This window comes from Streptomyces sp. EDA2-14 (assembly GCF_054963755.1).
Genome location: NZ_JBUEGE010000003.1, coordinates 112,217 through 130,884 on the forward strand (window position 1 = coordinate 112,217; position 18,668 = coordinate 130,884).

The 18,668-nt window shown below is 71.8% G+C and carries 13 protein-coding genes; 4 read left to right on the forward strand and 9 right to left on the reverse strand.

The genetic code is table 11. The features are described 5' to 3' along the window. Positions 1 to 5: 5 nt before the first annotated feature. The 8 genes from ACY34M_RS10360 to ACY34M_RS10395 all read right to left on the reverse strand — a co-directional run bounded on the left by ACY34M_RS10360 (position 6) and on the right by ACY34M_RS10395 (position 11,918). On the reverse strand, positions 6 to 929 hold the full coding sequence (locus tag ACY34M_RS10360; RefSeq protein ID WP_462719313.1) for a S66 peptidase family protein: 924 nt from the start codon (positions 927 to 929) through the stop codon (positions 6 to 8). After that, a complete protein-coding gene (locus tag ACY34M_RS10365; RefSeq protein WP_462719464.1) occupies positions 926 to 3,025 on the reverse strand; it encodes a prolyl oligopeptidase family serine peptidase in 2,100 nt (699 codons plus the stop codon). Before ACY34M_RS10365 ends, ACY34M_RS10360 begins: the two co-directional genes overlap by 4 nt. Positions 3,026 to 3,168: 143 nt before the next feature. Next, positions 3,169 to 4,506 carry a M20/M25/M40 family metallo-hydrolase gene (locus ACY34M_RS10370; RefSeq protein WP_462719314.1) on the reverse strand — a complete coding sequence of 446 codons (1,338 nt, stop codon included), beginning with the start codon at positions 4,504 to 4,506 and terminating at the stop codon, positions 3,169 to 3,171. Then, positions 4,499 to 5,332, reverse strand: coding sequence for a M55 family metallopeptidase (locus tag ACY34M_RS10375; RefSeq protein WP_462719315.1), 834 nt, complete (start codon positions 5,330 to 5,332; stop codon positions 4,499 to 4,501). Before ACY34M_RS10375 ends, ACY34M_RS10370 begins: the two co-directional genes overlap by 8 nt. 127 nt (positions 5,333 to 5,459) lie before the next feature. Then, positions 5,460 to 6,185: a class I SAM-dependent methyltransferase gene (locus ACY34M_RS10380; protein ID WP_462719316.1), complete on the reverse strand. Its 726-nt coding sequence runs from the start codon at positions 6,183 to 6,185 to the stop codon at positions 5,460 to 5,462. Positions 6,186 to 6,271: 86 nt separating this feature from the next. Then, positions 6,272 to 8,653: an ATP-binding SpoIIE family protein phosphatase gene (locus tag ACY34M_RS10385; protein WP_462719317.1), complete on the reverse strand. Its 2,382-nt coding sequence runs from the start codon at positions 8,651 to 8,653 to the stop codon at positions 6,272 to 6,274. A gap of 206 nt (positions 8,654 to 8,859) precedes the next feature. Next, the gene (locus ACY34M_RS10390) at positions 8,860 to 11,265 is read right to left on the reverse strand and encodes an MFS transporter (protein WP_462719318.1); all 2,406 of its coding nucleotides are present in this window, start codon (positions 11,263 to 11,265) and stop codon (positions 8,860 to 8,862) included. Between the two features lie 209 nt (positions 11,266 to 11,474). Then, positions 11,475 to 11,918: an SRPBCC family protein gene (locus tag ACY34M_RS10395; protein ID WP_462719319.1), complete on the reverse strand. Its 444-nt coding sequence runs from the start codon at positions 11,916 to 11,918 to the stop codon at positions 11,475 to 11,477. 194 nt (positions 11,919 to 12,112) lie between these two features. Between ACY34M_RS10395 and ACY34M_RS10400 the strand changes: the two genes are divergently transcribed. Next, positions 12,113 to 13,153, forward strand: a complete 1,041-nt coding sequence (locus ACY34M_RS10400; protein WP_462719320.1) for an Rv2578c family radical SAM protein — start codon at positions 12,113 to 12,115, stop codon at positions 13,151 to 13,153. 46 nt (positions 13,154 to 13,199) lie between these two features. On the opposite strand, the gene ACY34M_RS10405 is transcribed toward ACY34M_RS10400, so the two are convergent. Next, positions 13,200 to 13,772, reverse strand: coding sequence for an adenylosuccinate lyase (locus ACY34M_RS10405; protein ID WP_462719321.1), 573 nt, complete (start codon positions 13,770 to 13,772; stop codon positions 13,200 to 13,202). A gap of 348 nt (positions 13,773 to 14,120) precedes the next feature. Here ACY34M_RS10405 and ACY34M_RS10410 point away from each other — a divergent pair, with 348 nt between their 5' ends. The 3 genes from ACY34M_RS10410 to ccrA all read left to right on the forward strand — a co-directional run bounded on the left by ACY34M_RS10410 (position 14,121) and on the right by ccrA (position 18,665). Then, complete coding sequence (locus tag ACY34M_RS10410) at positions 14,121 to 15,911, forward strand: 3-hydroxyacyl-CoA dehydrogenase family protein (RefSeq protein ID WP_462719322.1); 1,791 nt, start codon at positions 14,121 to 14,123, stop codon at positions 15,909 to 15,911. An 85-nt stretch (positions 15,912 to 15,996) separates the two neighbouring features. Beyond that, positions 15,997 to 16,821 carry a TetR family transcriptional regulator gene (locus ACY34M_RS10415; protein ID WP_462719323.1) on the forward strand — a complete coding sequence of 275 codons (825 nt, stop codon included), beginning with the start codon at positions 15,997 to 15,999 and terminating at the stop codon, positions 16,819 to 16,821. 506 nt (positions 16,822 to 17,327) lie between these two features. Continuing rightward, on the forward strand, positions 17,328 to 18,665 hold the full coding sequence (ccrA, locus tag ACY34M_RS10420) for a crotonyl-CoA carboxylase/reductase (RefSeq protein ID WP_462719324.1): 1,338 nt from the start codon (positions 17,328 to 17,330) through the stop codon (positions 18,663 to 18,665). Positions 18,666 to 18,668: the final 3 nt, after the last annotated feature.

Here is an 18,668-nt window from a genome sequence, read left to right on the forward strand (position 1 = left end):
ACCGTTCAGGTCAGTGCCGGGACGGCCAGGGTCAACGTGCCCGCCTCCGCGTCGAGTTCGCCCGGTATCCCGAGGGGCACCGTCAAGGAGCCCTCGCAGTGGCCGAAGCCGAAGTCGTCCGTCACCGGGACGCCGAGACCGCCCAGGCGGTCCGTGAGCAGGTCGCGCAGCGGGTCGCAGTCCTTCCAGGAACCGAGGAGGATCCCGGAGACACCGTCGAGCCAGCCGCCGCGCAGGAGTTGCGTCAGGTAGCGGTCGACGCGGTACGCCTCCTCGCCCACGTCCTCCAGGCACAGCAACCCGCCCCGCGCCGACCCCCGCGCCCCCACCGTGCCCTGGTCCGCCGCGAGCAGCGACAGGCAGCCGCCGAGCGTGACACCGCGCGCGGTGCCGGGCACCAGGGCGCCACCGCCGCCTTCGACGGCGGAGATCACCCGGACCGTCCCGGGCTCGAAGAGCGTCGCCCGCAGGTGCTCCTGGGCCCGCGGATTCTTGCGGAAGTCGGCCGTGGCGACCATCGGCCCGTGCAGCGTGCTCACACCGAGCCGCACCGCGAACGCCTCGTGCAGCGCGGTGATGTCGCTGTAGCCGACGAAGACCTTGGGCCGGGCGGCCCGCATCTCCGCCCAGTCGAGCAGGTCGACCATGCGCTGCGCGCCGTAGCCGCCACGGGCGCAGAGGACGGCGTCCACGTCCGGATCGCACCAGGCCCGCTGGAGGTCGGCGGCCCGGTCGGCGTCCGCGCCCGCCAGGTAGTCGAACTCCCGGTGCACGTCGAGGACGTGGGGCGCGACGACCGGCTCCAGGTCCCAGCCGCGCAGGATGTCCAGACCGGTCTGGAGCGCGTCCTCCGGGACGGGCCCGCTGGGCGCCACGACGGCGACCCGCGCGCCCGGAGCCAGCCGCTCCGGGCGCAGCAGGGGCTTCACTTGGTCAGTTCCAGCGTGGGGATGCCGCTCGTCTGGAGGCCGAACACCTGGGCGTACAGGGAGAGCTCCGCCTCCAGGGCGCGGATCATCGTGTCCGCCCGGCGGAAGCCGTGCCCCTCCCCCTCGAAGGCGATGTACGCGTGCGGCACCCGCCGCCCCTCGCCCTCCACCCGCTCCAGGAACCGCTCGCACTGCACGGGCGGGCAGATCACGTCGTCGAGGCCCTGGAGCAGCAGGAACGGGGCCGTGAGTCCGTCGGCGTGCTCGGCCGGCGAGCGCTCCGCGTAGCGCGCGGGCACCTCGGCGAGCGGGCCGACGAGCGACTCCAGGTACTGGGACTCGAAGTCGTGGGTCTCGCCCTCCGCCCAGCCGGTGAGGTCGAGGATGGGATAGATGATCGTCCCGCAGGCGTAGACGTCCGTGCTGGTCAGGGAGGCCGCGCTGGTCCAGCCTCCGGCGCTGCCGCCGCGCACGGCGAGCCGCTCGCCGTCGGCGGTGCCCTCCTCGGCGAGGGCGAGCGCGACGGCGGCGCAGTCCTCGACGTCGACCACGCCCCACTGCTCGCGCAGCCGGTTGCGGTACTCGCGCCCGTATCCGGTGGAGCCGCCGTAGTTGACCTCCGCGACGCCGATGCCGCGCGAGGTGAAGTAGGCGATCTCCAGGTCGAGTACGAGGGGCGCGTGCCCGGTGGGGCCGCCGTGCGCCCAGACGACGTACGGCGGGAGTTCGCCGTCGACGGCCGTGTGGGTGGGGCTGTGCGGCGGGTAGATGTGGGCGTGGATGTCCCGGCCGTCGGGTCCTTCGAAGGTGCGGATCTGGGGTTCGGGGTAGTACGCGGCGTCCACCGGGTCGTCGTGCGCGGCGCCGATCACGCGCGTGTGCCCGGTGCAGGTGTCGAGCTCGACGACCTCGGGCGCGGTGCGCGGGCTCGCGGCGACGCCGACGACGCGGCTGCCGTGCACGGCGAGCGTCGAGGACCAGGCCGTCCAGGGCCCGGCCGTGTCGACGACCTCGCCGGTCTCCGGATCGAGGACGCCGAGGGCGGTGGCGCCGACGCCGTGCACGACGGCGATGAGACCGGCGTCCAGCGGCTTGAACCAGCTCAGGCCGAGCTTCCACATCGGACCGCCGAACTCCTCGTCGCGGGCGCACAGCGGCCGGGCGGCGGCGAGGGTCGGCCGGGCGAAAGCGCCCTGCGGGGTGGTGGGCACGGACAGCGCGGCGGCGCCGCGGACGTCGGCCCCTCTGGGGGGCTGGTCCTGCCGGGGCGGGACTTCCCAGCCGCCGCGCACGTCGAGCCGGTAGAGGTTCCACCAGCCGCTGCGGTCGCTGGAGAACAGCAGCCCGCCGTCGGGCGCCCACTCGACCTGGCAGACGGACTCCTCGGGGCCACCCGCCACCGGCTGCGCCGGTCCGAACGTTCCGTCGCCCGCGACCTCCGCGAGCAGCAGTTCCGTGCCGTCCCACGGCATGCGCGGGTGGTCCCAGGCGATCCACGCGGCGCGCCGCCCGTCGGGCGAGAGCCGGGCGGTCGTGACGAACCGGTGGGTGTCGTCGGTGAGTTCGCGCACCGCGGCCCGGTCCTCGGCCGCCGAACCGTCGAGCGGTACCGCCGCGACCAGTCGCCGCAGGTCACCGGGGCCTTCGCCGGTGAACTCCTCCAGGACGCACCACACTTCGCCGTGCTCGACGTGCAGCTGCGGGTCGGCCCAGCGCAGTCCGCCGCCGACGGCGGAGACGGGGGTGAGCGGGCGCGGCTCGGCGCCGGGCACGTCGGGCTCGTAGGCGTAGAGGCGCTGGTCGGCGAAGTTCACGAACACCACGAGGGGGCCTTCGGAGCGCTCGGCCCCGTCCCAGGGGCGGCCGCCGTACTCGATGACGCGGCTGCGGACGTTCCACGGCGCGGGCAGCACCGAGCGTTCCGTGCCGTCGGGCAGGCGGCGCACCAGCGCGCGGCGGCCCCCTTCGGTGGGTCGCGGCTCGGTCCACCAGGCCTCGGCGCCGACGAACCCGACGTACTCGGGCTGCCCGTCGCGCGCCGCGGCCAGCTCGGCGTCGATGGGCGACGGCCAGGATCCGTACTCTCGCGTGTGCATCTCGTCCCCGCCCCGCATGTGTCCTGTCTCCCCCATGTTCTTCGCGTCCGCCATCTTTTCCTAGTCCGTGTCCTGCGGGTGGTTCCTCGAATGCTCTTTCGCGGGGGTCGTGCGGCCGGCCCGGCGGGCAGTGCGCCGCCCGCTCAGACGGTGCGCAGGAATCTGTCGAGCACCCGCACCCCGAAGTGCAGTGCCTCGACGGGGACCCGCTCGTCGACGCCGTGGAACAGGGCCTGGTAGTCGAAGCCCTCGGGCAGCTTGAGCGGGGCGAAGCCGTAGCCGGTGATGCCGAGCCGGGAGAACTGCTTGGCGTCCGTGCCGCCCGACATGCAGTACGGGACGACGTGCCCCTCGGGCGCGAACTCCTCGACGGCCGCGCGCATGCTCCGGTACGTCGGCGAGTCGACCGGGGCCTGGAGGGCGACCTCGCGGTGGTGGTACTCCCAGTCGACGTCGGGCCCGGTGAGCCGGTCGAGGGTGGTCTTGAACTCGTCCTCGCCGCCCGGCAGATAGCGCCCGTCGACGAATGCGGTGGCCTCCCCCGGAATCACGTTGATCTTGTAGCCGGCGGACAGCATGGTCGGGTTGGCGCTGTTGCGGACCGTCGGTGCGACGAGGTCGGCGGCCGGGCCGAGCGCCGCGAGCAACTCGTCCACGTCGAAGTCCGGCGCGTCCACGTCGGCCCGGATGCCGTACAGCGCGGCCATCTCGGTCAGCGCGGAGCGCACCGTCGGTGTGAGCCGCACCGGCCACTCGTGCTCGTCGATACGGGCGACGGCGGCGGCGATCCGGCCCACCGCGTTGGCCTTGTTGACCTTGGAGCCGTGGCCCGCCCTTCCGCGCGCGGTGAGCTTCAGCCAGCCGGTGCCGCGCTCGCCCGCCGCGATCGGGTAGAGCTGCTTGCCGCTGCCGTCGTGGAAGGTGAAGGCGCCGGACTCGCTGATGCCCTCGGTGCAGCCCTCGAAGAGCTCGGGGTGCTGGTCGGCGAGGAAGCCCGAACCGTCCTCGGCGCTGGCCTCCTCGTCGGCGGTGAAGGCGATGACGATGTCGCGCCGCGGCCGGAACCCGACGCGCGCCCACTCGCGCACGGTCGCGAGGATCATCGCGTCCATGTTCTTCATGTCGACGGCGCCGCGGCCCCACACGACGCCGTCGCGCACCTCGCCGGAGAACGGGTCGACGCTCCAGTCGGCCGCCTCGGCGGGGACGACGTCCAGGTGGCCGTGGACGAGGAGGGCGTCGGCCGTGGGGTCGGTGCCCTCGATGCGGGCGACGACATTGCCGCGGCCCGCCGTGCGCTCCAGGATCGTCGGCTTCAGGCCCGCCTCGGACAGCTTCTCGGCCGCGTACTCGGCGGCGGGCCGCTCCTTGCAGTCGCCCCCGCCGCGGTTCGTGGTGTCGATGCGGATCAGCTCGGAGGTGAACGCGACGACCTCGTCGAGCGCCTGCTGGTCGACGGTCCCCGTGATCTGCTCAGCCATACTGTTCCTCCACCGCGGCCGAGGCGATCGTGGTGACCGCCTTGAAGGTGCGGATGCCCTCGTACATGGTCTCGTGGGTGTACGCGATCCTGCGCTCGCCGGTCCGCGCCACGCCCGGCACCACGGTCGAGGCCATGGCGAGGTGCTCGGCGTCGAACTCGACCTCGATCGTGAACGGTCCTGCCTGCGCCGGCGCGTGGCGCACCGCGATCGACGCGGCGTCCTTGGCGGCGGCCCGGATGTCGGCGGCGGTCCGCGCGGGGGTGCGGCAGACGGCCGCGTACCGGGAGACGTGGTCCTTGACGGCGACCTTGCGGGCCTCCGGCGCGTATCCGAGCGCGTCGTCGCACGCGTGGTCGTCGCCGGTCACGAGGACGACGGGCACCCCGTACTCGGCCACCACGTGCGCGTTCAGCAGGCCTTCGCTCGCCCGTACGTCGTTGACCCAGACGCCCGTGATCTGGTTCGCCAGGTAGGTGTGCGCGAGCACGCCCTCCATGCCGGCGCCCGCGTGGTAGCCGATGAACGCGATGCCGTCGACGTCGCCGTGCTGGACGCCCTCCACCATGGACAGCGACTTGTGGCGCCCGGTGAGCATCTCCACCCGCTCGTCGAGCTGTTCGAGCAGCAGATTGCGCATCGTCCAGTGCGCCTCGTTGATGAGCACCTCGTCGGCGCCGCCGTCGAAGAAACCGAGCGCCGCCGCGTTCACGTCCGAGGTGAACATGGAACGGCAGCGCTCCCACTGCGGTGTGCCGGGCAGGACGTCCGCGGGCCAGGTGACGCCCGTGGCCCCCTCCATGTCGGCGCTGATGAGGATCTTCATGGCCAGCACGGTACGCGGATCGGGGCAGGCCGCACCAGACCTGTGGATAACTCCCAGTGGCATAGACCAATTTCACACCCGTTGGGAGGAGTTCTCGCTCGTCAGCGCGTTGCGACGGCGACCGGACTCACACCGTCCGCCCCACTACGAGCCAGCTCGCCGGAAGCTCGATCCGACCGCCGTCGGCCGCGCATTCCGTCGTCACCAACGGCAGCTCCCCCGCGGCGAGCACCGAGAGCCCCGCCGCCGCCAGGTACACGTGCACCATGTCGTCCGAGACCTCGCCCGGCGCGATGTCGTGCGCGAACACCTCGCCCAGCTTGGGCGGCGGTCCGGCGGGCCCCGCCGCGAGCTCCTCCAGGACCGGCTTCGCCCGCTCCGACAGCTCGACGACGAAGCCCCGGCCGCGCTCGCCGACGAGCGCCGCGATCGCGTCGACGAGCAGTTGCCGGTCGTCGGGCTCGCACTGGTGCAGCACCCCGCGCATGTAGACGTTCACGTCGCCCAGCTCGGCGTGCAGGGAACCCATGTGGGCCTTGTCGGTGGCGTCCAGCTCCCGGTAGTCGGCCTGGCCCGCAGGGTCGGACTCGCGCGCCCGGCCGAGGGCGGCGGCCGACAGATCGGCGCCGACGACTCTCGGGTAGCGGTCGGCGAGGAAGCGGGTCTGCGTGCCGTTCCCGCAGCCGAGGTCCACCATGGGCAGATCCGGCGCCACCAACTCCGGCTCGAACAGGGCGAGGTGGAGCCCCGCCGTGAGGGCCGGATCGGAGTCCCAGAAGACACCTCCCGGCTCGGACGAGGCATCCTCCCAGAAGCTTTCCCACGCTTCCCTGTAGCGCTCGCTCACGCTCATGGAACCCTCCCCGGGGGTACGGCGGCCGCGGTGTCAGATCGGTCTACCGCTCCCGGGCGAGCCCCACAAGCGCGCCGGACGCACCTTCACCGGGACGACGCGGAGAGTTCGAACCACACCGTCTTGCCGGTCGCGGTGCGGCTCGTGCCCCACGCGCGCGAGAGCCGCGCCACCACCCGCAGGCCACGCCCGAACTCGTCCCCGGGCCCTGCGTTGAGCAGCGTCGGCAGCGCGTGCTCGGTGTCCTCGACCTCGCACAGCAGCGTCCCGGAGCGCACGAGGCGCAGCTGGAAGGGCCCGCCGCCCGCATGGCGCACGGCATTGGTGACGAGTTCGCTCACGATCGTCTCGGCGGAGTCCGAGATCCCCGCGAGGCCCCACCGCGCGAGCTGATCGCGCACGAGGGCACGCGCGCGTGGCACCTCGGCGCCCTCCGGCTCGAACCGCCAGTGGGCGACGTCGTCGTGTGCGAAGCCGTTGAGCCGCGCGAGCAGCAGCGCCACGTCGTCCTTGCGCCCGCCGCGCGTGGCCAGCGAGCGGATGATGGTGTCGCAGGCGTCGTCCATGGAGGCGGCCGGGTGGGCGGCGGACTCGCAGAGCGTCGCGAGCCCCACGCCGATGTCCTCGCCGCGCACCTCGACCAGTCCGTCCGTGCACATCACGAGGCGGTCGCCGGGCGCGACCGGGACGCGTACGGACTCGAAGGGCACGCCGCCGACGCCGATCGGGGCGCCCGTGGGCAGTTCGAGCAGTTCACTGCTGCCGTCGGCGGCGTGCACGACGACCGGCGGGATGTGCCCGGCGTTGGCGAGGTGCAGCTCCCCCTCGATGGGGTCGTACACGGCGTACAGGCAGGTGGCGAGGTAGTTGTCGCCGAGGCGCTGCGCCAGGTCGTCGAGATTGCGCAGGAGCTGGGCCGGGGGCAGGTCGAGCGCCGCCATGGTCTGCACGGCGGTCCGCAACTGGCCCATCATCGCCGCCGAGTTGAGCCCGTGTCCCATCACGTCCCCGACGACGAGCGCGGTGCGCGCGCCCGGCAGCTTGATGGAGTCGAACCAGTCGCCGCCGACCCGCCCGAGCAGCGTGCCCGGCAGATAGCGGGTGGCGATGTCGCAGCCCGGCATGTGCGGCTCGATCTGCGGCAGCATGCTGTCCTGCAGCGTCTCGGCGACGGCCTCCTGGTACGTGTACATGCGCGCGTTGTCGAGTACGAGGCCGGCGCGCGCGGCGAGTTCGGCGCCGGTCGCGCGGTCCATGTCGTTGAAGACGGGCCGCTCCTGGTGGCGCAGCAGGATCATGAAGCCGAGCACGACGTTGCGCGCCTTGAGCGGCACGACCAGCATCGACCGGTGGTTGATCAGCGGCCGGATGTCCCGCTTCTCGAACTGCGCCGCGATCGCGTTGCCCATCTCCTCCGAGATGTACGGCACGAGGACCGGTTCGCCGCTGGTCATGCACTGGAAGAACGGCGTGTGCACCGGGAACGGCATGGACTCGCCGACCGGTACGACATCGTCCCAGCGGCCCGGTTCGTCGGTGTGCTCCAGGGCGACGCGGTGCCACATCGTGGTGGCGTCGGGCGCCCCCTCGGGGAAGCCCTCCCCCGCGACGACCTGCTCGCGCAGATACGTGCCTGCCACATCGGTGAACCGCGGTACGACCGCGCGGCTGACCTCGACGATCGTGCGGGACAGGTCGAGGGACGAACCGATGCGGCCGCTCACCTCGTTGAGGAATTCGAGGCGGTCGCGCACGGCCGCGTACTCGAGGTCCTCCGCGGTGTCGGCGTCGTCGAGGGGCGCGCGCGGGGACGGCACCCCGGCCGCCGTGGCGCGCGCGGCCTCCGCGCGGCGTGCCTTGCGCTCGGTGCGCCGGGACACGCCCCAGTCCGCCGTGACGGGGACCCGGTCGTGCTGGCTGAACTCCAGGACCGGGTAGCCGAGTTCGAGCACCTGCGAGACGATCCGGGCGCTCTCGGCGACGCTCATGCTCGGCAGGATCTCCGGCAGTTTGCGGGCGAGTTCGTCGGCCGCCGGGAAGTCCGTGTGCAGCGCGAACCCGGGAGCTATCCGCTCGACCTCGGGTCCTCCTTCGGCGGCCAGCCTGCGGGCGTCCACGGCGAGCACCAGCAGCCGCTCGGGGCCAGGGCCCACCAGCGGGTACGCCCACCACAGGACGTCGATGCGGTCGTGGGGCTCGGCGCTGGTGTCGAGGCGGGCCCGGCCGGCGGCCGGGTAGGACAGCTGTCCGCCGAGCGAATCCTCCAAGTCGTGCGGTGCGGGGGCCTCTTGTGGGAGCGCGCCGGACACGGGCAGCAGGTCGGTGGCGGGGCGGCCCACCGCGTCGTCCCTGGACGGGCCGAAGAGGCGGCGGGCTCCGCTGCTCCAGTGGGAGACGCGGGACGCGTGGTCGACGATCACCACGGCAAGGGGGACGCGGCCCTGCGGGGCTTGATCGGTGCCGTGCATCGGCGCGTTCCTTCCCTCCGGCGCGCCGGGGGTGCGCGCCGCCTCTTTCCACGGTACGGCTCCGCCGGTTGACTGGGGGTTTCTTGCCGGGAATTGGGGTGCGGGTCTTGACGGTGCCGCGGTGGACCGCCCCACACCTCGGGGCTCCGCCCCGGCCCCCGCGCCTCAATCGCCGGCGGGGCTTGGTCTTGCCCCCGGTACGGGTATCAGTCCTCGTGGCCGAGTTGGAGGTCGCGGTCTGTGCGGCCGCCGCCGGCTACCTGGAGGACCGTGGCCACCGGTGGGTAGCCCGCCGCGATGACCGTGTACTCGCCCGACGCCAGGTCGATGAAGCGGAACGTGCCGTCCGCCCCGGTCGTCAGCGTGTCGACCACGTTCCCCGCCACGTCCAGCAGCGTCACCCGCGCGTCCTCGACCGGCCGCCCGCCCCCGGCCCGCACGGTCCCCCGCAGCATCGCCCCTCCGGCGAGCTCCACGTCCTGCCGGGTCTCGCGGGAGGCCATGACGGTCACGGGCAGCGCGGCGGGGCGGAACGCCGGGGCGCTGGCGGCGAGGGTGTACTCGCCGGCCACCAACTCCGTGATGACGTAGGAGCCTTCGCGACCGCTGCGGGTGGTGGCGACCACCTCGCCCTGCACGTTCGTCAGCGTGACGATCGCCTCGCGTACGGGGGTTCCGTCCGCGGTGACCACGGATCCCGCGAGGCGCCCGGCGCCGCCGAGGACCACGTCGAGGTCCACCGGCCGCTCGCCCACCGTGACCGTCACGGCCTGCGGCTGGTGGCCGCCCGCCGCCGCGATCAGGACGTACGAACCCGTGCCGGGCGTGGCGAGCGCGTAGCGGCCGTCGTCGCCGCTCGCCCCGCGGCCGATCTGGGAGCCGCCCACGTCGATGAGGGTGAGCGCGGCGCGCGGCACGGGCGTGCCGTCGGAGTGCCGTACGGTCCCGCAGACCGGGACCCCGGCGGCGTGTGCGGTGGTGCGCTCCTGCGAGGGGATGACGTGGGTCTCGGAGCCGACGGATCCGGCGGAACTGGACAAGAGGGGGGTCTCCTTGAGGAAGAAGGCGAGGAGCAGGCCCAGGACGAGGACCGGCACCAGGTAGAGGAAGATGCGCGGCATCGCGTCGGCGTACGCCTCGATGTACGGGGTGCGCAGCGCCGCGGGCAGCGCGTGCACGAGCTGCGGGGTGATGGACTCGGCGTCGGGCACGTCCCCGCCCGCGGGGACCCGCTCGGCGAGGCTGTCGGTGAGCCGGTCCGCGAAGAGCGTGCCGAAGATCGCGGCGCCGACGCTGCCGCCGATCTGCCGGAAGTAGTTGTTGGCGCTGGTGGCGGTGCCGAGGTCCGAGGCGCGTACGGAGTTCTGCACGGCCAGCACGAGGACCGGCATGATCAGGCCGATGCCCGCGCCCAACACGGCCATGTAGACGCTGTATTCGAGGCGTGGGGTGTCGACTTCGAGGCGGGAGAGCAGGTACATGCCCGCCGTCGAGAGCGCGCCCCCGAGGATCGGGTACAGCTTGTAGCGGCCCGTGTGACTGATGAGTTGTCCGGAGACGATGGAGGCGACGACCACTCCGCCCATCATGGGCAGCATCAGCAGGCCCGACTCCGTCGCCGACGCCCCGTCGACCATCTGGAGGAACGTCGGCAGATAGCTCGCCGCACCGAACAGCGCGACGCCGACGACCATGCCGACCAGCCCGCTGATGTTGAACACGGAGTCGCGGAAGAGCCGCAGTGGGATGAGGGGTTCGGCGGCGAACCGCTCGGCGACGAGGAAGAGGAGCGCCGAGACGAGGGCGCCCGCCCCGAGCCCGATGATGACGCGGTCGCCCCACTCGTACTCGGTGCCGCCCCAACTGGTCAGCAGGACCAGGCAGGTGGAGGCGGTGGCCAGCAGCAGGGCTCCGAGCACGTCGAGTCGGGGCTTCTTCGTGGGCTTGGGGAGCTTGAGGACGACGGCCGTCACGACGAGGGTGAGCAGGCCGAACGGGACGTTGATGTAGAAGCACCAGCGCCAGGAGAGGTGGTCGGTGAAGTAGCCGCCGAGCAGCGGGCCCGCGACCGAGGCGAGGCCGAACGCGGCGCCGATCAGGCCCATGTAGCGGCCGCGCTCGCGCGGCGGCACGATGTCGCCGATGATCGCCTGTACGCCGATCATGAGACCGCCCGCGCCGACGCCCTGGACGGCGCGGAACGCGATGAGCTGGTCCATCGTCTGCGCGCGGCCCGCGAGCGCGGAGCCGACGATGAAGACGACGATCGCGAACTGGAAGACGCCCTTGCGGCCGAAGAGATCGCCGAGCTTTCCGTAGATCGGCAGGCCGACGGTGGAGGTCAGCAGGTAGGCGGTGATCGCCCAGGACATCTTGTCCAGGCCGTGCAGTTCGCCGACGATCCTGGGCAGCGCCGTGGCGACGATCATCTGCTCCAGGGCGGCGAGCAGCAGCGCCAGCATGAGGCCGACGAAGACCATGCGCACGCGGCGCGGGCTGAGCCCGTGGGCGGGCAACGGGGCCGGTTCCGCGGCCGGTTGGGGATCCGGCGGGAGGTCCGGCGGGGCCACCGGCTCCCCGACCGGGTCGGTCACCAGCGTCGTCGTGCCCACCTGCAGCTCCCCTCGTCACCCTTGCCCGGCCCATTTCTCGCATTGCGCGACAACTGGGGGCAAGCGCGACGAGTCGCTGTTCAGGTGGGCCGGATCGACGTATCCGCCGGTAGGAGCCCTACGGCGTACAACGGCAGGGAAACGAGAACCACTCGAAACGGTGAGCGGCGGACCGGTGAGCGAGTGTCACAACTCGCCGCTCACGCAGGTCACTTCTCGACTTCGGCGGCGAGCTTGGCGAGCACGGCGTCGTAGATGCGGGCGAGGCCCTTGGGGGCGAAGGTCTTCTCGAAGAAGCCGCCGATGCCGCCCGCGCCGTTCCAGACGGACGTGACGCCGACGCGGGACTGTCCGTCGCCGGCCGGGGTGACGCGCCACGTCGTGACCATCGAAGAGTTGCGGTCCTTCTCGACGAGTTCGCCGTCGGTGGGCTCGGTCACGTCGAGCAGGCAGTCGCGCACGCGCTTGCTGGTGGCCTGGAGCTTCCAGTGCACGAGCGTGCCCTCGCCGTCGCCGCCCTCCCGCACCTCGTACTCGCTGAAGTGCTCGGACAGCACCTTCTCGCGGGTGCCGCTGTAGTCGGCGAGGGCGTCGAAGACATCGTCCGGCTTCGCGGCGACGACACGTTCCGTGGTGGCCTCGACCTGCGCCATGACACTTCCTCCAGCAGTTGGTTCTTCAAGGGACCGCCTGGGACGACCAGCCCTAGGGCGGTGTCAAGCCAACCACCCTCCGTACCGGCCGCCCAAATCGGGGTCGGGACCGCATCCGGGCGGGTTCGCACGGGGCTCGCACGATCAAGGGAACATGTGTTCTATTCTGTGGTCAGTGCTACCGAGGAGGCGTCATGCGCTGGGAGAACCTCACGGACGAGCCGGCCGACCACGGGCGGGCCCGCGATGCCGCGCTGTTCGGCGCGGACGCGGTGGTGAGTCGGACCTTCGACACCCCGGAGTTCGCGGGTGTGACCTTCCACGAGATCCGGGCGCGGTCGATCGTGAACCGGGTGCCGGGGGCGTCCCGGATGCCGTTCGAGTGGACCGTCAACCCGTATCGGGGCTGCACCCACGCGTGCGTGTACTGCTTCGCCCGCAACACCCACCGCTATCTGGACCTCGACACCGGGCTCGGCTTCGACAGCCAGATCGTGGTGAAGACGAACGCGCCGCAGCTGCTGCGCCACCACCTCGCCTCGCGCCGCTGGCACGGCGAGCACATCGCGATGGGCACGAACGTCGACTGCTATCAACGGGCCGAGGGCCGCTACCAGTTGATGCCGGGCATCATCGAGGCGCTGCGCGACTACGCGAACCCGTTCTCGATCCTGACCAAGGGCACGCTGATCCTGCGCGACCTGCCGCTGCTTCGCCAGGCGGCGGAGGTGACGGACGTCGGGATCTCGGTGTCCGTCGGCTTCGTCGACCCCGAGCTGTGGCGCACCGTCGAGCCGGGCACGCCCGCGCCCGAGCGCCGGCTCGACGTCGTACGCGCCCTCACCGACGCGGGCATCGGCTGCGGCGTCCTGATGGCCCCGGTGATCCCCTTCCTCGGCGACCACCCCGACCAGTTGCGGGCCACGGTCCGCGCCATCGCCCGGGCGGGCGCGACGTCCGTGACCCCGCTGGTCCTGCATCTGCGCCCCGGCGCCCGCGAGTGGTTCATGGGCTGGCTGGCCCAGCACCACCCGCACCTGGTGCGCCGCTACGAACGGCTCTACGCGGAGGGCGCGTACGCCCCGAAGTGGTACCAGCGCCGCGTGACCCGCCAGGTCCACGAACTGGCCGAGGAATACGGCATCGGCCCCTCACGGGCCTCCACCACCCGCCGCATCCCCACCCCCGAGGAACCGCCGACCCCCACTTCCCCGACCCAGCTCACCCTGCTGTGAGGACGGCCGCCCCGGCCGTCACGGCGGAGTGACGGGGGGCACCGGGTCACTGTTGTGGCAGGCGGGCCAGGGCGGCCTCCGCCGCCATTGCCAGGCGGGGGTGGGTGGCCGCCTCCTTGAGGACGTCGCGGGCGCGGGGGTCGGCGAGGCTGCCCAGACCCTCCACGCAGGCGAGCGCCACCTTCCGGTACGGGTCGTGCGGGACGAGACGGCGACGGAGCGTGGCGATGAGGGCCGGGGCCGACTCCGGGGCGCGCAACTGGGTGAGCAGGCGGACGGGGTGCAGGGCGTAGGCGACACGGAGTTCGTTCGTCGCCAGGGCCGCCGCCGCCCGCGCGGTGCGCGGGTCGCCGAGCGCGGCCAGCGCCTGCGCCGCCGCCGCGCAGCGCTGCGGGTCACGATGGTTGAGCAGCAGGACGAGGGACTCGAAGGCGCGGCCGTCGCCCGCCATGCCGAGCCGGTACGCCGCCAGTTCCCGCGCCCACAGCGGCTGCTGCGGCGCGGTGAGCACCGTCGCCAGCTCGTCCCTGTCGTGCGTGGCGGCCAACTGCTCGAACTCGGGCGTTCCGCCGGATTCCTTCCGGATGCGTTCCGTTACCGTTCGCGACTCTTCGTCCATGACGTCGAGGGTAGACGCGCACGGCCAGCGGCGACGTAGCTCACAACGACCTTTCAACGCCGGGGACTGGCGCGCTCGTTACTCGCCGGTTAAGCTCAGGTGAGCGGGGCATGGTTCCCGCAGCACCGCTCGCGGCGGCCTGGTGACGCAGCCGCCGTGAGTGTCAGTCGGTTCGGTACCCGTGTGTACCGCAGTACGGCTCGGCCCCGGGACAGGGCCGCCGGTTCGATTCACCTCCCGCACCGCTCATGCATGTTGGCGGCACGCGCAGCCCGCGTCCGCCGATTCGCGTACGTGCGCCGGAATCAGTCGCAGCAGTCGTCACCCCTCATTTTCTGGAGTTCCCAGATGGACGCTCCCCTGTCCCGTATCTCAACCGTGGCCGTCGTCGGCCTGGGCACCATGGGCACCGGCATCGCCGAGGTGCTCGCCCGTGCCGGGCGCGAGGTCATCGGTATCGACATCAGCGAGTCCGCGACCGCGCGCGCCGTGGCGGCCCTGGAGGCCTCGACGGAGCGCGCGGTGCGCCGCGAACACCTCACCGAGCAGCAGCGGGCGGACCTGCTGGCCCGCTTCCGCACCTTCACCGACCTTCAGGCCGCGGCCGACGCCGATCTGGTGATCGAGGTCGCCCCGGAGTCGTACGAGATCAAGCAGCAGATCTTCCGCGACCTCGACGGCATCGTGCGCCCCGAGACGGTCATCGCGACGGGCACCAACGCACTGTCCGTGACCCGGCTCGCCGCCGACTCCGCACGGCCCGAGCGCGTCCTCGGCCTGCACTTCTTCAACCCGGCCCCGGCGATGAAGCTGGTCGAGATCGTGTCCAGCGTGCTCACCGCGCCGGCCGCCGTCGCCACCGTCACCGATCTCGCCATCGAGCTGGGCAAGGACCCGGTGGCGGTCGGCGACCGGCCCGGCTTCGTCGCCGACGGGCTGCTCTTCGGCTACCTCAACCAGGCCGCCGCCATGTACGAGGCCAAGTACGCCTCGCGCGAGGACATCGACTCCGCGATGAAGCTGGGCTGCGGGCTGCCGATGGGCCCGCTGGCGCTGCTCGACCTGATCGGCGTCGACACCGCCCGTACCGTCCTCGACGCCATGTACGCCGAGTCGCACGACCGGCTGCACGCCCCGGCCCCGATCCTCAAGCAGCTCAGCGAGGCGGGTCTGACCGGCCGCAAGGCGGGCCGCGGCTTCTACACGTACGAGGCGCCGGGCAGCTCCGTCGTGGTGCGCGACGCCCTGACGCCGCTGAGCGACGCGATCGCGGGGCCCAGCCGCACCGTCCGCACCGTCGGCGTCGCCGGCTCGGGCACGATGGCCTCCGGTATCGCCGAGGTCTTCGCGAAGGCCGGGTACGACGTGGTGCTCGCGGCCCGCAGTGAGGAGAAGGCGGAGGCGGCCAAGTCCCGTATCGCCAAGTCGCTTCGTCGCTCCGTCGACAAGGGCCGGATGACCGCCGAGAACGCCGAGGAGACCCTCGCGCGCATCTCCCCCGCCGGTTCCTACGACGCGTTCGCCGACGTCGACCTGGCCCTGGAGGCCGTCGCCGAGGACCTGGACGTGAAGCGGCAGCTGTTCACGACGTTCGACAAGGTCTGCAAGCCCGGCGCGATCCTCGCGACGACGACATCCTCGCTCCCCGTCGTGGCCTGCGCCCGCGCCACCTCGCGCCCGCAGGACGTCATCGGGATGCACTTCTTCAACCCGGCCCCGGCCATGAAGCTCGTCGAGGTCGTGCGCACGGTGCTCACGTCCGACGAGGTGCACGCCACGGTCCGCGAGCTGACCCGCAAGGTCCGCAAGCACCCGGTGGACTGCGGGGACCGCGCCGGGTTCATCGTGAACGCGCTGCTCTTCCCGTACCTGAACAACGCGATCAAGATGGTCCAGGAGCACTACGCCTCGCTCGACGACATCGACGCCGCGATGAAGCTCGGCGGCGGCTACCCGATGGGCCCGTTCGAACTGCTCGACGTGGTGGGCCTGGACGTCTCCCTCGCCATTGAGCGCGTGCTGCACCGCGAGTTCCGCGATCCGGGTCTCGCGCCCGCGCCGCTCCTTGAGCACCTGGTAGCCGCGGGCTGCCTCGGCCGCAAGACGGGCCGTGGTTTCCGCGAATATGCCAAGCGCTGATTCGCCCGGGGAGGCCGAATCCGGTTGGGGCGGGCTGCTCGGAGAGTCGGGCGGCCCGCTGACCGGGACACCACCGGGAACGTACATGCAGTACGTTCGGGTCATGTCCAAGGCCGACCAGTCCTCCCGTACCTCCGCCACGCCCGACGCTCCGGAGAGCGCCGCGGGCAACCGGGCCGCCGCCCAGCGGCTCAAGATGCGCCGCGAGCTCGCGGCCGCGGCGATGGAGCTCTTCGCCACGAAGGGGTACGAGGCGACGACGGTCGACGAGATCGCCGCGACCGCCGGTGTCGCCCGGCGCACCTTCTTCCGTCACTTCCGCTCCAAGGAAGAGGCGATCTTCCCGGACCACGACGACACCCTGGTGCGCGCGGAGGCGGTGCTGAACGCCGCGCCGCCCATGGAGCACCCGCTCGACACGGTCTGCCGGGGCATCAAGGAAGTCATGAAGATGTACGCCGCGCAGCCCGCGGTGTCCGTGGCGCGCTACCAACTGACCCGCGAGGTCCCGACGCTGCGCGAGGCCGAGATCGCCTCGGTGGCCCGCTACGAGCGCCTCTTCACCCGCTATCTGCTCGGCCACTTCGACGAGCAGGCCCACCACGACGGCAACGACGACCCGCTGCTCGCCGAGGTCGCCGCCTCCGCCGTCGTCACCGCGCACAACCACGTGCTGCGGCGCTGGCTGCGGGCGGACGGCCAGGGCGACGTCGAGACCCAGCTCGACCACGCCTTCGCGATCGTCCGCCGCACGTTCGGCACCGGCATCGGCGCCGGCCGCACCCCGGCCGCACCCGAGGCCCCCGCGCAGGTCTCGCGGAACGGCGAGGTGCTCGTGACGGTGGCCCGCACGGACGCTCCGCTTCCGGAGGTCATGCGCACGATCGAAGAGGCGCTCAGGAACCGGTAGCGGGTCCGCCGCTTCGAAGGCGCCTCACCTGGCACTGCGTGCCAGGTGAGGCGCCTTTTGCGTTCCCCGGCCGCACCACCACCAGCCCCCGTGATCGATCATCGATCCTTTCCGGGCCCGGAAACCCGCCCCTGACCTCGCCTGATCGATCATCGCTCACTTGAACAGCAAAAAATTCACCTGAGCGAAATTGATGGCACGCAGTGCCTTGTGTGTTGTCACGCTGTGCCATACGTTGAAGGTGTCCGGGCGGCCGGCGCACAGAGAACTTCCGTGCGAGGGCTGTCCCCGCGAGGCACGTACGACCGTGATTCGCGCGCCCGGACGCCTGCGTCACAGGCAACCTTCCGCGCCACACCAAGCGCTGCCACAGCACCACCCCCGCCGAACCGACGGCACACCCTCAACCCTCAGCAGCCACACCCGACTCAGCGTTCCCCTCAAACTTCCCCAAGCTCTCGGCTTCGCTCGAGCAGGGGAGGCCCCATGACGCCGGAGGCACCACCGTGAAGGACATCCTGGACGCGATTCAGTCGCAGACCGCCACGTCTGCCGACTTCGCCGCCCTGCCGCTCCCCGACTCGTACCGCGCGATCACCGTGCACAAGGACGAGACGGAGATGTTCGCGGGGCTCGAAACCCGCGACAAGGACCCGCGCAAGTCCATCCACCTGGACGACGTTCCGGTTCCCGAGCTCGGCCCCGGCGAGGCGCTCGTCGCCGTCATGGCCTCCTCCGTGAACTACAACTCGGTCTGGACCTCGATCTTCGAGCCGATGGCGACCTTCGGATTCCTGGAGCGCTACGGCCGGTTGAGCGAGCTGACGAAGCGTCACGACCTGCCGTACCACATCATCGGCTCCGACCTCGCGGGCGTCGTGCTGCGCACCGGGCCCGGTGTCAACGCCTGGAACCCGGGCGACGAGGTCGTCGCGCACTGCCTCTCCGTCGAGCTGGAGTCGAGCGACGGCCACAACGACACGATGCTCGACCCCGAGCAGCGCATCTGGGGCTTCGAGACCAACTTCGGCGGACTCGCCGAGGTCGCGCTCGTGAAGTCCAACCAGCTGATGCCGAAGCCGGACCACCTGAGCTGGGAGGAGGCGGCGGCCCCCGGCCTGGTCAACTCCACCGCGTACCGCCAGCTGGTCTCCCGCAACGGTGCCGGCATGAAGCAGGGCGACAACGTCCTGATCTGGGGCGCCTCCGGCGGACTCGGCTCCTACGCCACCCAGTTCGCGCTGGCCGGCGGTGCCAACCCGATCTGCGTCGTCTCCAGCGAGGACAAGGCGGAGATCTGCCGGAAGATGGGCGCCGAGGCGATCATCGACCGCAAGGCCGAGGGCTACAAGTTCTGGAAGGACGAGCAGAACCAGGACCCGCGCGAGTGGAAGCGGTTCGGCAAGCGGATCCGTGAACTCACCGGCGGCGAGGACGTCGACATCGTCTTCGAGCACCCCGGCCGCGAGACCTTCGGCGCCTCCGTCTACGTGACGCGCAAGGGCGGCACCATCGTCACCTGCGCCTCCACCTCCGGCTACCACCACGAGTACGACAACCGCTACCTGTGGATGTCGCTGAAGCGGATCATCGGCTCGCACTTCGCCAACTACCGCGAGGCGTGGGAGGCCAACCGCCTGATCGCCAAGGGCAAGATCCACCCGACGCTGTCGAAGGTCTACTCGCTGGAGGACACCGGACAGGCCGCCCACGACGTGCACCGCAACGTCCACCAGGGCAAGGTCGGCGTCCTGTGCCTCTCCCCCGAGGAGGGCCTCGGTGTGCGCGACCACGAGAAGCGGGCGCAGCACATCGACGCCATCAACCGGTTCCGGAACGTCTGAACT

Coding starts and splice junctions, on each gene's coding strand:
- ACY34M_RS10365 (WP_462719464.1), bottom strand. CDS start 3,025: ATGCACACGCGAGAGTACGGATCCTGGCCGTCGCCCATCGACGCCGAG.
- ACY34M_RS10370 (WP_462719314.1), bottom strand. CDS start 4,506: ATGGCTGAGCAGATCACGGGGACCGTCGACCAGCAGGCGCTCGACGAG.
- ACY34M_RS10375 (WP_462719315.1), bottom strand. CDS start 5,332: ATGAAGATCCTCATCAGCGCCGACATGGAGGGGGCCACGGGCGTCACC.
- ACY34M_RS10380 (WP_462719316.1), bottom strand. CDS start 6,185: ATGAGCGTGAGCGAGCGCTACAGGGAAGCGTGGGAAAGCTTCTGGGAG.
- ACY34M_RS10385 (WP_462719317.1), bottom strand. CDS start 8,653: ATGCACGGCACCGATCAAGCCCCGCAGGGCCGCGTCCCCCTTGCCGTG.
- ACY34M_RS10395 (WP_462719319.1), bottom strand. CDS start 11,918: ATGGCGCAGGTCGAGGCCACCACGGAACGTGTCGTCGCCGCGAAGCCG.
- ACY34M_RS10400 (WP_462719320.1), top strand. CDS start 12,113: ATGCGCTGGGAGAACCTCACGGACGAGCCGGCCGACCACGGGCGGGCC.
- ACY34M_RS10405 (WP_462719321.1), bottom strand. CDS start 13,772: ATGGACGAAGAGTCGCGAACGGTAACGGAACGCATCCGGAAGGAATCC.
- ACY34M_RS10410 (WP_462719322.1), top strand. CDS start 14,121: ATGGACGCTCCCCTGTCCCGTATCTCAACCGTGGCCGTCGTCGGCCTG.
- ACY34M_RS10415 (WP_462719323.1), top strand. CDS start 15,997: ATGCAGTACGTTCGGGTCATGTCCAAGGCCGACCAGTCCTCCCGTACC.